This window comes from Solwaraspora sp. WMMD791 (assembly GCF_029581195.1).
Classification (GTDB): domain Bacteria; phylum Actinomycetota; class Actinomycetes; order Mycobacteriales; family Micromonosporaceae; genus Micromonospora_E.
This window is the reverse complement of the sequence record NZ_CP120737.1, coordinates 1,138,010-1,150,601: the sequence shown is the minus strand read 5'-3', so window position 1 is coordinate 1,150,601 and position 12,592 is coordinate 1,138,010. Positions and strand designations below refer to the sequence as shown.

Sequence of the window (12,592 nt, the reverse complement as noted above, 5' to 3'; positions counted from 1 at the left end):
CACCCGAAGCGGCGCGATCAGCGTCGCATCAGGGCGAAGACACCCCAGCCGAGGTACTCCCGGGTGGCGCGCGCGTAGCGGGCAGGTTCGGTGGCGAGTTCCTGCCGTACCTCGTCGGCCAGGTCGTCGTCCGGGTTGCGGTCGAGCCAGCGGCGCATGGTGAGCCACTGAGCGGCGGCGTACCGGTCCCAGCTGTCCTGGTCGGCGAGCATCATCTCGACGACGTCGTACCCGAGTTCCTGGAACTGTTCGAGCAGCTCCGGCAGCGGCAGAAAATCGGCGATGGCGCCTGCGTGGCAGTCCGTCGCGGTCTGCTCGTCCGGCGGGGTCCGCCGCCAGTACGGCTCGCCGATCAGCATCAGGCCTGCCGGGCGCAGGCTGCGGCCGAGCAGTTCGGCCGTTCCGGCGACGCCGCCACCGATCCAGGTGGCACCGACACAGGCGGCCAGATCGGCCGGGTGGTCCGCCACGTGGCCGGCGGCGTCACCGTGGACGAACTCGACCCGGTCGGCGACGCCGAGTTCGACGGCTCGGGCGCGGGCCTGTGCGGTGAAGACCGTGCTGATGTCCACCCCGGTGCCGGTGATGCCGTGATCCCGCGCCCAGGTGCACAACATCTCGCCTGAGCCGCTGGCCAGGTCGAGCACCCGGGTCCCGGGGGCGAGGTGGAGCGCGTCGCCCAGCGCGGCCAACTTGGCCGCCGTCAGCGGGTTGTGGATCCGGTGGCCGCTTTCACGGATGGTGAAGATGCGGGGCAGATCCATGTCCGGGCTCCTTTCCGCCACGTCGGGTCAGCTGGCCGGTCCGCCGGTGGCCAGGTCCAGCACCGCGGCGAGCCCGTTGGCGCGTCCGGCCTCGGCCGCCGGCAGCACCAGCGCGGCGCAGCCGGCCCGGACGGCTCCGGCGTCGGCCGGGGTGTCACCGACCATCAGCGTGCGTTCCGGGTCGACCCGCAGCATCCCACAGGCGCGGTGGAAGATCGCCGGGTCGGGTTTGCAGCGGCCGACCTCGTAGGACAGCGCCCAGGCGTCGACGAGGTCGGCCAGGCCCCACGCGGCGAAATGCGGCCGGATGTCGAAGCCGATGTTGCTCACCACGGCCACCGGCACCCCGGCGGCGTGCAACGTCCGTAGGGTGGCGGCGGTGTCGGCGTACGGCAGCCAGCCGTCGGCGACGAGCAGCCGCTCGTAGAGCGCCTCGGCCAGTCCGTCGACGCCGCTGTCGACGGTGGCGGCCAGCCCGGTGTAGGCCGCCCGGTGCGCGTGCGGGTACAGGTCCCGTTCGGCCCAGACCTCGGCCAGCTGCGGCGGGACCCGGGCCGGCAGCGGCCCGCCGGCGCGACCGGCGGTCAGCAGCCGGTCGGCGAGTACGGTGGCCCGCCCCCGGTCGAGGTCGACGCCGCAGCTGGCGGCACCCTGGGTGACCCACCGTACGGCGTCCTCGACCTGGGCGAGGGTGCCGTGGAAGTCGAACAGCACCGCCTCCACCGGCCGGCTGGGTGGCCGCCCGGGGACACCCACCGCCGGTTCGTGCACGGGTCCGGCGGGTACGTCGGCGAGGGGACTTTCGGGATGCTCCGGCACGCCTGCACCCTATCGAGCCGGTTGATCCGCCCCGCAGGTTGCCCTGAGCGGTACGCCGTCGGACGGCGGGGATTAATCTTGCGGTATGTCGAGCCCCGCCGAGCGGTACGCCGCAGCGCGCCGCCGGGCCGCGCAGGCCTCCTCCTTTCCCGCCCTCGCGGAGTTCGCCCTCGATCTCGGGTTCGACCTCGACGACTTCCAGCGGTCGGCCTGCCAGGCACTGGAGCGTGGCAGCGGGGTGCTGGTCTGCGCGCCGACCGGCGCGGGCAAGACCGTGGTCGGCGAGTTCGCGGTCCATCTGGCCCTGCGGGGCGGGTCGCCCGGTGGTGGCGCACGGCGCAAGTGTTTCTACACCACGCCGATCAAGGCGCTGTCGAACCAGAAGTACCACGACCTGGTGGACCGCCACGGCGCGGCGAACGTGGGGCTGCTCACCGGCGACAACGCGATCAACGGTGACGCGCCGGTGGTGGTGATGACCACCGAGGTGCTGCGCAACATGCTCTACGCGGGGTCGGCCACCCTGGAGGGTCTCGCGTACGTGGTGATGGACGAGGTCCACTACCTCGCCGACCGGTTCCGGGGTGCGGTCTGGGAGGAGGTGATCATCCACCTGCCGTCGTCGGTCACCCTGGTGTCGCTGTCGGCGACGGTGTCCAACGCCGAGGAGTTCGCCGACTGGCTGGTCACCGTACGGGGTGAGACGGAAGTGGTGGTCAGCGAACACCGTCCGGTGCCGCTGTGGCAGCACATGCTGGTCGGCCGGCGGATGTTCGACCTGTTCCACGACGCGGACGCGGCCCGCAAACACGACGTACATCCGGAGCTGGTGCGCTACAGCCGGGAGATGCTGCGCCGGCTGGAGCTCGGCGACGGCCGCACCCACGGGCCGGGCTGGGGCCGTTCCGGTGGGCGCGGCCCACGCTGGCGTCCGCCGGCCCGCGCCGACGTGATCGAACGCCTCGACCGGGAAGGGCTGCTTCCGGCGATCGTGTTCGTGTTCAGCCGGGCCGGCTGTGACGCCGCGGTCGCCCAGTGCCTGGCGTCGGGGCTGCGGCTGACCACCCCCGACGAGCGGGTGGAGATCCGCCGGGTGGCGGAGTCGCGGCTGGCCGACCTGCCGGCCGAGGACCTGTCCGTGCTCGGCTACTGGGGGTGGCTCGACGGGTTGGAGCGGGGCCTGGCGGCACACCACGCCGGGATGCTGCCGGCGTTCAAGGAGGTCGTCGAGGAGCTGTTCGTCCGAGGCCTGATCAAGGCGGTCTTCGCCACCGAGACATTGGCGCTGGGCATCAACATGCCGGCCCGGTGCGTGGTGCTGGAGCGGCTGGTCAAGTTCAACGGTGAGGCGCACGTCGACCTGACCCCGGGCGAGTACACGCAGCTCACCGGCCGGGCCGGTCGGCGTGGGATCGACGTGGAGGGCCACGCGGTGGTGGTCTGGTCCCCGGAGGTCGATCCGCGGCACGTCGCCGGGCTGGCGTCGACGCGCACCTACCCGTTGCGATCGAGTTTCCGGCCGTCGTACAACATGGCGGTCAACCTGGTCGGCTCGGTCGGCGCGGACGCCGCCCGTGAGCTGCTGGAATCGTCGTTCGCGCAGTTCCAGGCGGACCGGTCGGTGGTCGGCCTGGCCCGCCAGGTGCAGCGCAACATCGAGACCATCGAGGCGTACGGCGTCGAGGTCAGCTGTGACCTGGGTGACTTCGACGAGTACTTCGACCTGCGGGTGGCGATCGCCGACCGGGAGCGGGAACTGGCCCGCCGTAGTCAGCAGCAGCGGCGGGCAGCGGCGGCGGACTCGTTGCAGCGGTTGCGGGTCGGTGACGTCATCCGGGTGCCGTCGGGCCGCCGTGCCGGTCTGGCGGTGGTCCTGGACCCCGACACGGGAGGGTTCGGCGAGCCACGTCCGCTGGTGCTGACCCAGGACCGCTGGGCCGGCCGGGTGGCGGCCAGCGACTTCACCGTGCCGGCCGAGGTGTTGACGCGGATTCGCGTACCGAAGCACTTCAACCACCGGTCCCCGGCCGCCCGCCGGGACCTGGCGTCGGCGGTCGCCGGCACCGGGCTGCACCGCCACGGTGGTCGGCGGCGGGGCCGGGGCGGCGACGACGGGGCCGACGACCGGGTCGCGCAGTTGCGGTCCGAGCTGCGCCGGCATCCGTGTCACGGCTGCCCGGACCGTGAGGAGCACGCCCGGTGGGCGGAGCGGCGGCGTCGGTTGGCCAGGGACACCGATGAGCTGCGTGACCGGGTGGCAGGCCGGACCGGGTCGCTGACCCGCACCTTCGACCGGGTCTGCGGGTTGCTCACCGCGCGCGGCTACCTGCTCGCCGACGGTACGGTCAGCGACGCGGGCCGGATGCTGGGCCGGATCTGGGCCGAGACCGACCTGCTGGTAGCGGAGTGTCTGCGCCGGGGCGTCTGGGACGGCCTGGCGCCAGCGGAGCTGGCCGCGGCCGTGTCGGTGCTGGTGTACGAGGCCCGTCGGGACACCGACGAGCGGGCGGCCCTGCCTCGCGGTCCGGTGACGGCGGCGGTCGAGGCGACCGCGGCGATCTGGGCGCAGTTGGAGGCCGACGAGGCCGCCGCCGGGCTGGAGTCGACCCGCGAGCCGGATCCTGGGTTCGTCTGGCCGGTGTACCGCTGGGCGCGCGGTGAGCCGCTGGCGAAGGTGCTCGCCAGCGGGGACAGTCTGGACGGGGAGATGCCGGCGGGCGACTTCGTGCGCTGGGCCCGGCAGGTGGCGGATCTGCTCGGGCAGCTCGCCCAGGCGCACGGCGCGTCGCAGCAGCTGACCAGGACCGCCGCACAGGCAGTGTCCGCACTGCAACGCGGAGTGCTGGCGTTCAACGCGGTCAGCTGACCTTTCGTCGACAGGTGGATTGCCGTCCGTAGTGGGGTGGGGTGGCTGTCCGCGCCGTAACGTCACGATGTCGACACGGACCCTCGAAACAACCGATCGTTCGCTTGCGAAGAGCCTTTTGGCTGCTCAGGATCGTTTCCGGGGAAACAGCCCGGTGAGCAGGGCCATGAAGGGGCGGACGTGGCAGAGATCAACCATTTCGAGTACGGCTTCATCACGCCGACACTGAGCTACGCGCTGTCGGTGCTCGGTTCGTTTCTGGGTCTGATCTGCGCGGTGCGGGTCCGTGAGTCGAACACCCCGGGTCGACGGGCCTGGTGGTTGGTGCTCGCCGCGTTCGCGATCGGCGGCACCGCGATCTGGACCATGCACTTCATGGCGATGCTCGGCTTCAGCGTGGCCGGCACCCAGATCCGGTACGACATCGCGATCACCATCGCCAGCGCGGTGATCGCCATCGCGGCCGTCGGGTTCGGCCTCTTCCTCGTCGGGTTCGGCCGTCCGTCACTGGTGAAGATCCTTTCCGGCGGGGTCCTCACCGGCCTCGGGGTGGCCGCGATGCACTACACCGGGATGGCCGCGATGCGGCTCAACGGCGACATCGGCTACGACGCCGGCCGGGTCGCGTTGTCCGTGGTGATCGCGGTGGTCGCCGCGACCGTGGCGTTGTGGCTGGCGGTGACGGTCCGTCGGCCGCTGGCGATGACCGGCTCCGCGCTGCTGATGGGCGTGGCGGTCAACGGCATGCACTTCACCGGGATGACCGCCATGTCGGTGCACCTGCACGAGCCGACCGGGCTGCTCAGCGGCGCCACCGCCGCGACGCTGCTGGTCCCCATCGGCGTCGCGGTGCTGCTGGTGGTGATCGGCCTGGTCTACGCGGTGCTGTCCGCCCCCACTGAGGAGGACCGGGCGGCGGCCGCCTACCTGGACGCGCGGATCGCGCAGCGGCGCGGCGCGCCGCCGCCGCCACCGGCGCGGCCCACCGGGTTCACCCCGTTGCGCAGCGGATCCGCCGCTGGCACCGGTGACCGGGACTCCTCCAGTGGTGGCTCAGGCGGATTCAACGGGTTCCAGGCCTGACGGCCGCAGTGACGGAGCCGCTGCGGTAGCCGGACCGAGCGTCATCGCGTCGACCAGCCGCCGACAGGATCCGGCGAGGTTCCACCGTTCGGCCAACGCCATCAGACGCTGCGGGTCCGCCGGTGCGGCGGGTAGCCGTGCCGGCGGTGCCGGCACGTCGACGTCGCGGGCGACCCGCACCACCGTCGGAGCGACCGCCAGGTACTCCCGGGCGTCGGCCAGCCGCCGCCGCAGCCCAGGGGCGAAGCCGGCGCCGGGATCGTCGAGCGCGGCGAGCACCCCGGCGAGGTCGCCGTAGCGTTCCAGCAGCCGGGCCGCGGTCTTGGCGCCCACACCGGGCACCCCCGGCAGCCCGTCACTGGGGTCGCCACGCAGCGCCGCGAAGTCGGCGTACGCGCCGGCCGGTACGCCGAACCGGTCCCGGACGGCCGCGTCGTCGCAGTCCTCCAGCTTGGCCACCCCGCGGCCGACGTAGAGCAACCGGACCGGGTGGTCGTCGTCGACCAGTTGGAACAGGTCCCGGTCACCTGAGACCACCTCGACCGGGCCGCCGTGGCGGGCGGCCAGCGTGCCGAGGACGTCGTCGGCCTCGTAGCCGGCCACGCCGACGGCCGGTACGCCGAGTGCCGCCAGCACGTCCAGGAGCACCGGTATCTGCGGGGCGAGTGTGTCGGGGACGATCTCGCCGCCGGCAGGCGCGACCCGGTGGGCCTTGTACGTCGCCAGCAACTCGACCCGCCACGCCGGCCGCCAGTCGTGGTCGAGCGCGCAGATGAGCTGCCCCGGCCGGCGACGGGTGATCAGCGAGGTGAGCATGTCGAGAAAGCCGCGCACCGCGTTGACCGGCTCACCGGCGTCGGTGCGGGCGGCGGACTCGGGCACCCCGAAGTAGGCCCGGAAGTACAGGCTGGGCGCGTCGACCGCCAGCAGAGAGTCGGGTCGGGTCACGCGGTCCAGCGTCGCACACGCCACCGACACCGCCGAACGTCCGCACCCCGCGCCTGTCGGTCCGTACCCACCCCGAGCGCCGCACCCGCGGTGCGGGCCGGACCACCGGTTGGCCGGGCAGGTCCGTTGGCCGGGCACGTCGGGCTCCGGTACGGCAGGCTGCGGACATGGGGTTCCTGCCTGGTCTGGAGCTGAGCCGGCGGTTCCACCACGATGTGGTGGCACCGGTGCTCGCCACCCGGTTTCCGGGGTTGAGCTACGCCGCGGCGCGCGTCGACAACGGTTCGGAACTGTTCGGGTTCGACACGGTCCGCTCCCGCGACCACGACTGGGGTCCGCGGCTGCAGGTCTTCCTGGACGACGCCGGCCCCGATCTGGCCGACCGGGTGCGCGACGTGGTCGGGGCCGCCCTGCCGGAGACCTATCTGGGGTTTCCGACCCGGTTCAGGCCGGACGCGTACCGCAGTCTCGGGGTGCCGACGCTCGACGGGACCCGGCACGGGGTGACGGTGACCCGGGTCGGCGACTGGTGCCGACGGGCGCTGGGCTTCGACCCATTGTCCGGGGTGGGGTTGCTGGACTGGCTCGCGGTACCGACCCAGCGGCTGGCGGAGTTCACCGGCGGCGACGTGTTCCACGACGGCCTGCCGGCCGGGCCGTCGGCACTGGGCGGCGACCGGACCCGGGGCGGGCTGTGCGCGCGGCGGGACCGGTTGGCGTGGTACCCGGACGACGTGTGGCGTTACGTCCTGGCGGCCGGCTGGTCGCGGGTCGCCGGGGAGGAGCCGTTCGTCGGTCGCTGCGGTGAGGTGGGCGACGAGATCGGCGGGGCGGTGGTGGCCGCCCGGTTGATCCGTGACCTGATACGGCTGGCGTTGCTGGTCGGGCGGCGCTATCCGCCGTACGGCAAATGGTTGGGCACCGCGTTCGCCCGCCTGCCCGACGACGACGGCCTGGCGGAGGTCTTGTCGGTGGCGGCGACGGCCGGGAACTGGCAGGTCCGTTCCCGGCAGCTCTGCCGGGCGTACGAGTTGCTGGCGGTGCGGACCAACGCCCTGGGGTTGGCCGACCCGGTGGAGCCGACCGTGCGTCCGTTCCATGACCGGCCGTTCCTGGTGCTCGACGCCGGTCGGTTCGCCCGGGTGCTGCGCGCGGCGATCGGTAACGAGCGGCTGCGCGCCCTGCCGGCGGTGGGCGGTGTGGACCAGTTCGTCGACCATGCCGGGCTGCTGACCGACGTGGCGTGGACCCGGCCGCTGGTGGCGACCGCGCTCGGCCTGGACCCGTCCGTCCCGCTACCAAACGAACGTTAAGCTTGCAGGGTGTCGCTGGCGGCACCGCCGGGCACCACCGTGGTCGGCGTCGGACCCGCTCACCACCCAGGAGCGCCCTGTCATGACCGTCGAACGGATTCTGCCCTCTCCGGAGGCGTACGACCTGATCGAGTTGACCACCGAGATCGCCGACCGGGAGCTGGCCGGCCGGGTCGACGACTTCGAGTCGCGCGGCGAGTTCCCCCGCGAGGTGATTCGGACCCTGGGCCGCGCCGGTCTGCTGGGGCTGCCGTTCGCCGAGGCCGACGGTGGCGGTGGCCAGCCGTACGAGGTCTACCTGCAGGTGCTGGAGGTGCTGGCGAGCCGGTGGCTGGCCGTCGCCGAGGCGGTGAGCGTGCACACCCTGTCCTGCGGCCCGGTCGCCGAGTTCGGCAGCGAACGCCAGCGCAAGGCGTTGCCCGAGATGCTCGGCGGGGACCTGCTCGGTGCGTACTGCCTCAGTGAACCGCAGGGCGGCTCGGACGCGGCGGCGTTGACCACCCGGGCGGTCCGCGACGGTGCCGACTACGTGGTGTCCGGGACGAAGGCGTGGATCACCCACGCCGCGGTGGCCGACTTCTACAACGTGTTCTGCCGGACCGGTGGTCCGGGAGCGGGCGGGATCTCCTGCCTGCTGGTTCCCGCCGGTACGCCGGGGATGGCCGCGCAGCCGGCGGAGCGGACCATGGGTCTGCGTTCGTCGCCGGTGGCGCAGCTGGTCTTCGATGACGTCCGGGTGTCGACCGACCAGGTGGTGGGCGAGCCCGGCCAGGGCTTCACGGTGGCGATGTCGGCGCTGGCGGGCGGCCGGTTGGGAATCGCGGCCTGTGCGGTGGGCCTGGCCCAGGCGGCGCTGGATCACGCGGTCGGCTACGCCCGTGAGCGGGAGCAGTTCGGTCGCCGCATCATCGATCTGCAGGGTCTCGGGTTCCTGCTCGCCGACATGGCGACCCAGGTGTCGGCGGCGCGGGCGATGACCCTGGCCGCCGCCCGGTTGCGCGACGCCGGCCGACCGTACGCGGTCGAGTCGGCAAAGGCGAAGCTGTTCGCGACGGATGTCGCGATGCGGGTCACGGTCGACGCGGTCCAGGTTCTCGGCGGGTACGGCTACGTCAGCGACCACCCGGTGGAGCGCTACCTACGGGAGGCGAAGGTGCTGCAGATCGTGGAGGGCACGAACCAGATCCAACGGGTGGTGATCTCCCGCGCCCTCGCCCGGGACTGAGACCTGCGCGGGGGAGTCCGCTCGACGTGGGTATCGGCCTCGCGCGCGCCGACCGGCGGCGGTAGGTTTGCCGCCGTGGAGGAGACCGATCGCGCCATCGTCACCGCGTTGACCACTGACGGCCGGGTGTCGTACACCGACCTGGCCGAGCGGGTGGGTCTGTCGGTGTCGGCCGTCCATCAGCGGGTCCGGCGCCTGGAGCAGCGGGGCGTCGTCAAGGGGTACGCGGCGCGGGTGTCCTACGAGGCGGTGGGTCTGCCGCTGAGTGCGTTCGTGGCGATCCGGCCGCTCGATCCGTCGCAGCCCGACGACGCCCCGGAGCGGTTGTCGCACCTGCCCGAGATCGACTCGTGCTACTCGGTGGCGGGGGAGGATTTCTATCTGCTGCTGGTACGGGTGGGTAGCCCGGCGGACCTGGAACGGTTGCTGCAGGAGATTCGGACCGCGGCCAACGTGACGACCCGGACGACCGTGGTGCTGTCGACGCCGTACGAGGCCCGTCCGCCCCGGCTGAGCTGAAGCGGGCGGTGGTCGCCTCCCGACCCCGGTGTCGGGGTGTCGGCACTCCGACACCTAGCGTCCTAGGATGCTCTACGGGACGTGCCGACCCTCACACCACCACCCCACCCGTTTGAGCAGCACCGGGGAGGGAATTCAGGAAGCACCGGCGGAGTACCGGCCGACCCGATGCACCTGAAGGAGTGACCGACCATGAGCATGACCGAGAAGGCGCGTAACAAGGCCGAGGAACTCAAGGCACAGGCGAAGGAGCGCTACGGCGCGGCCACGGACAACGAGCAGATGCGGGCCGAGGGCGCGGCGGAGGCGAGCAAGGCGCGCACCAAGCAGGCCGGTGAGCATGCCAAGGACGCCGGGCGCAACGTCAAGGACGCGTTCGGCGCCTGATCAGGCGCTTCGATACAGATTGGCCGGGCGGCCCCTTTCGGGGCCGCCCGGCCAATCTGGTCTGGTCCTTCGGGTTTCTCGCGGTCTCAGGCCGGGAGCCGGTGCCGACGCCACCATCGCTGCCCGGACTCTGACAGCGTGTCGATCGGGTCGTAGTACGGGTAGCGGCGGTCCAGGGCGTCGTCGGTGTCGCCGTCGAGCGACGTGCGGTAGTTCTTCGTCCAGTAGGAGATGCCGTGTTCCCGGTCGTACTCGGTGGGCATGTGCACCCACCGTTTGCCGACGAGGGGGACGTCGCAGACGATCCGCGGGGTGGCGTAGCCGGGCAGGTAGCCCATGATGTCGTGCTGCAGTTGCTGGGCGACGGCGACCGGGACCCGCCAGTGTTCGGCGTTGGGGATCATGTCACACAGGTAGAAGTAGTAGGGCAGGATGCCTGCTTCGCCCTGCAGCGCGAAGCAGAGGTCGAGCAGGGCGTCGGGGTCGGCGTTGACGCCGCGCATCAGCACACCCTGGTTGCGGACGTCGCGGATGCCCACGTCGAGTGCGGTCTGCGCGGCGCGGGCGACCAGCGGAGTGAGCGACTGGGCGTGGTTGACGTGGGTGTGGATGGCCAGGTTGACGCTGCGGCTGGCCGCGGTCCGGGCGATCCGTTCCAGGCCGGCCACGACGTCGGGCTGCAGCCAGTGCTGTGGTAGTCCCATCAGCGCCTTGGTGGCCAGCCGGATGTCGCGGACGGTGTCGATCTCGAGCAGGCCCTGCAGGTAGCTCTCCAGGTGTCGCCAGGGCAGGTTCGCCACGTCGCCACCGGACACGACGACGTCGCGCACCTGCGGGTGGGTACGCAGGTAGTCGAGCTGGGCCTCGTACCGGGCGGCGGGTCGCAGGGTGAGGCGGAGTTTGTCGACGGTGGGGGTGGAGTTGCCGACGAGGTCCATCCGGGTGCAGTGCCCGCAGTACTGCGGGCAGGTGGCGAGGAGTTCGGCGAGGACCTTGGTGGGATAGCGGTGGGTGAGGCCTTCGGCGACCCACATGTCGTGTTCGTGCAGCGAGTCGCGGCTGGCGTACGGGTGGGACGGCCAGTCGGTGCGGCGGTCGCTGGCCAGCGGGAGCATGTAGCGGCGGACGGGGTCGGCGCGCAGCGAGTCGGTGTCGGGGGCGCGGTCGGGCACCATCGTGTTGATCATTTGTGGGGTGATGAGCATCGACATCGTGGCGTTGCCGGTCTGGTCGGCGGCGAGATCGGCGTAGAAGCTGTCGTCGGCCAGGTCGCCGAGGACGGCGCGTAGCTGGGCGGCGGTCTTGACGCAGTGGGCCCGCTGCCACTGGGCGGAGTGCCATTCGTCGGTCGTGACGTGTCGCCATCCGGGCAGCCGGGTCCAGTCGGGTTCGACGAGGGGGCGTCGGCGGTAGGCGTACGGCTGGTGCGGGGTGGCCGAGGTGGCCGAGGTGGTCGTGGCCGAGATGGGTTGCGGCATGTGTGCTCCTGCGGGCCGACCTCGAGGGCATCTGGATATCTTTTCGCTGTCCCACTATTCTGCCGGAAGACTTCCCGTCTTGTCAGGCCCAGGTTGAGGTTCTTGACTGCAGGCGGGTTTGCTGCGAAGGAGGGTGCGGTGCTGTCGCCGGTCGGTCTGCATCGGGTGCGCGAGCCGGTCGGGGCATTGCCGCAGGCGGCCTGGCGGTTGGACACCGACCCCCGGATCGCCGACGACGAGATCCGGATCCGGGTGGAGCGGCTCAACCTCGACGCGGCCAGCTTCCGCCAGCTGCGCGAGGCGCACGGCGGTGACGGTGCGGCGGTGCGAGCCGAGGTCGCGGGGATCATTGCGCGGCGGGGGAAGATGCACAACCCGGTGACCGGCTCCGGTGGGATGCTGATCGGCACCGTCGACGCCGTCGGTTCCCGGTCGACCGCCGGTGTGCGGGTGGGGCAGCGGGTGGCCAGCCTGGTCTCGTTGACGTTGACGCCGTTGGTGGTCACCGACGGGCTGGCGGGTTGGGACGGTACCGGCGAGCAGGTGCCGTGTACGGGGCACGCGATCCTGTTCGGCCGTACCGTGGTGGCACCGCTGCCGGCTGATCTGCCGGACCGGCTGGCGCTGGCGGTGTTCGACGTGTGCGGCGCGCCGGCGTTGACCGACCGGGTGGTGCGCCGGCAGGTGCCGGCGGATCCGCGTGCGGGGTTGTCGGTCGCGGTACTGGGCGCGGCGGGCAAGAGTGGCTGTCTCGCGGTGGCGGCGGCGCGGCGGGCGGGAGCCGCCCGTACGGTCGGGGTGGTGCCGACCCGGGCGGAGCATGACCGGTTGGCGGCGACTGGTCTGGCGTCGGCGGTGGTGGTGGCGGACGCGCGGGATCCGGTGGCGGTGTCGGCCGCCGTGCGCGAGGTCCTGGGTGGCGGGGCCGATGTGACGGTGGTCTGTGTCGACGTGCCCGGCTGTGAGCACGGGGCGGTGTTGTCGACCGCGGATGGTGGAACGGTGGTGTTCTTCTCGATGGCGACGAGCTTCGCGGCGGCGGCGTTGGGCGCCGAGGGGCTGGCGGCGGATGTGACGATGCTGGTCGGCAACGGGTTCGTGCCGGGTCATGCGGAGTTCGCGGTGGGGCTGCTGCGTGCCGAGCCGGGGGTTCGGGCGTTGTTCGAGGCCCGGCTGACGGCAGACTGATC

General features: G+C 72.2%; 11 protein-coding genes. 7 read left to right on the top strand and 4 right to left on the bottom strand.

Annotated elements, in window-relative coordinates:
* Positions 1 to 17 precede the first annotated feature (17 nt).
* Together O7623_RS04890 and O7623_RS04885 are read right to left on the bottom strand one after the other, a co-directional pair.
* Positions 18 to 764, bottom strand: a complete 747-nt coding sequence (locus tag O7623_RS04890) for a methyltransferase domain-containing protein (RefSeq protein WP_282227395.1) — start codon at positions 762 to 764, stop codon at positions 18 to 20.
* A 27-nt stretch (positions 765 to 791) separates the two neighbouring features.
* The gene (locus O7623_RS04885; RefSeq protein ID WP_348775150.1) at positions 792 to 1,535 is read right to left on the bottom strand and encodes an HAD family hydrolase; all 744 of its coding nucleotides are present in this window, start codon (positions 1,533 to 1,535) and stop codon (positions 792 to 794) included.
* 133 nt (positions 1,536 to 1,668) lie between these two features.
* Between O7623_RS04885 and O7623_RS04880 the strand changes: the two genes are divergently transcribed.
* Together O7623_RS04880 and O7623_RS04875 are read left to right on the top strand one after the other, a co-directional pair.
* Complete coding sequence (locus tag O7623_RS04880; RefSeq protein ID WP_282227394.1) at positions 1,669 to 4,449, top strand: DEAD/DEAH box helicase; 2,781 nt, start codon at positions 1,669 to 1,671, stop codon at positions 4,447 to 4,449.
* 180 nt (positions 4,450 to 4,629) lie between these two features.
* Positions 4,630 to 5,532, top strand: coding sequence for an MHYT domain-containing protein (locus O7623_RS04875; RefSeq protein ID WP_282227393.1), 903 nt, complete (start codon positions 4,630 to 4,632; stop codon positions 5,530 to 5,532).
* Here the strand turns inward: O7623_RS04875 and O7623_RS04870 are convergent.
* Positions 5,503 to 6,510: a 5'-3' exonuclease gene (locus O7623_RS04870; RefSeq protein ID WP_282227392.1), complete on the bottom strand. Its 1,008-nt coding sequence runs from the start codon at positions 6,508 to 6,510 to the stop codon at positions 5,503 to 5,505. The genes O7623_RS04875 and O7623_RS04870 overlap by 30 nt on opposite strands.
* Positions 6,511 to 6,647: 137 nt before the next feature.
* On the opposite strand from O7623_RS04870, the gene O7623_RS04865 reads away from it, so the two are divergent.
* From O7623_RS04865 to O7623_RS04850, 4 genes are all read left to right on the top strand, one after another.
* On the top strand, positions 6,648 to 7,793 hold the full coding sequence (locus O7623_RS04865; protein WP_282227391.1) for a DUF4037 domain-containing protein: 1,146 nt from the start codon (positions 6,648 to 6,650) through the stop codon (positions 7,791 to 7,793).
* A gap of 82 nt (positions 7,794 to 7,875) precedes the next feature.
* Positions 7,876 to 9,018 (top strand): acyl-CoA dehydrogenase family protein, encoded by a 1,143-nt coding sequence (locus O7623_RS04860; protein WP_282227390.1) that lies wholly within the window; start codon positions 7,876 to 7,878, stop codon positions 9,016 to 9,018.
* A 75-nt stretch (positions 9,019 to 9,093) separates the two neighbouring features.
* A complete protein-coding gene (locus tag O7623_RS04855) occupies positions 9,094 to 9,537 on the top strand; it encodes an Lrp/AsnC family transcriptional regulator (protein ID WP_282227389.1) in 444 nt (147 codons plus the stop codon).
* A gap of 192 nt (positions 9,538 to 9,729) precedes the next feature.
* Positions 9,730 to 9,924 carry a CsbD family protein gene (locus tag O7623_RS04850; RefSeq protein WP_282227388.1) on the top strand — a complete coding sequence of 65 codons (195 nt, stop codon included), beginning with the start codon at positions 9,730 to 9,732 and terminating at the stop codon, positions 9,922 to 9,924.
* Between the two features lie 86 nt (positions 9,925 to 10,010).
* On the opposite strand, the gene O7623_RS04845 is transcribed toward O7623_RS04850, so the two are convergent.
* Positions 10,011 to 11,402: a lysine 2,3-aminomutase gene (locus tag O7623_RS04845; protein ID WP_282227387.1), complete on the bottom strand. Its 1,392-nt coding sequence runs from the start codon at positions 11,400 to 11,402 to the stop codon at positions 10,011 to 10,013.
* A gap of 141 nt (positions 11,403 to 11,543) precedes the next feature.
* Between O7623_RS04845 and O7623_RS04840 the strand changes: the two genes are divergently transcribed.
* On the top strand, positions 11,544 to 12,590 hold the full coding sequence (locus O7623_RS04840; protein ID WP_282229310.1) for a zinc-binding alcohol dehydrogenase: 1,047 nt from the start codon (positions 11,544 to 11,546) through the stop codon (positions 12,588 to 12,590).
* The last annotated feature ends 2 nt before the right edge of the window (positions 12,591 to 12,592 follow it).

What these genes read in the sequence shown, in the direction of transcription:
- O7623_RS04880 (WP_282227394.1), top strand. Translation starts at nt 1,669, where the DNA reads ATGTCGAGCCCCGCCGAGCGGTACGCCGCAGCGCGCCGCCGGGCCGCG.
- O7623_RS04860 (WP_282227390.1), top strand. Translation starts at nt 7,876, where the DNA reads ATGACCGTCGAACGGATTCTGCCCTCTCCGGAGGCGTACGACCTGATC.
- O7623_RS04865 (WP_282227391.1), top strand. Translation starts at nt 6,648, where the DNA reads ATGGGGTTCCTGCCTGGTCTGGAGCTGAGCCGGCGGTTCCACCACGAT.
- O7623_RS04850 (WP_282227388.1), top strand. Translation starts at nt 9,730, where the DNA reads ATGAGCATGACCGAGAAGGCGCGTAACAAGGCCGAGGAACTCAAGGCA.
- O7623_RS04890 (WP_282227395.1), bottom strand. Translation starts at nt 764, where the DNA reads ATGGATCTGCCCCGCATCTTCACCATCCGTGAAAGCGGCCACCGGATC.
- O7623_RS04845 (WP_282227387.1), bottom strand. Translation starts at nt 11,402, where the DNA reads ATGCCGCAACCCATCTCGGCCACGACCACCTCGGCCACCTCGGCCACC.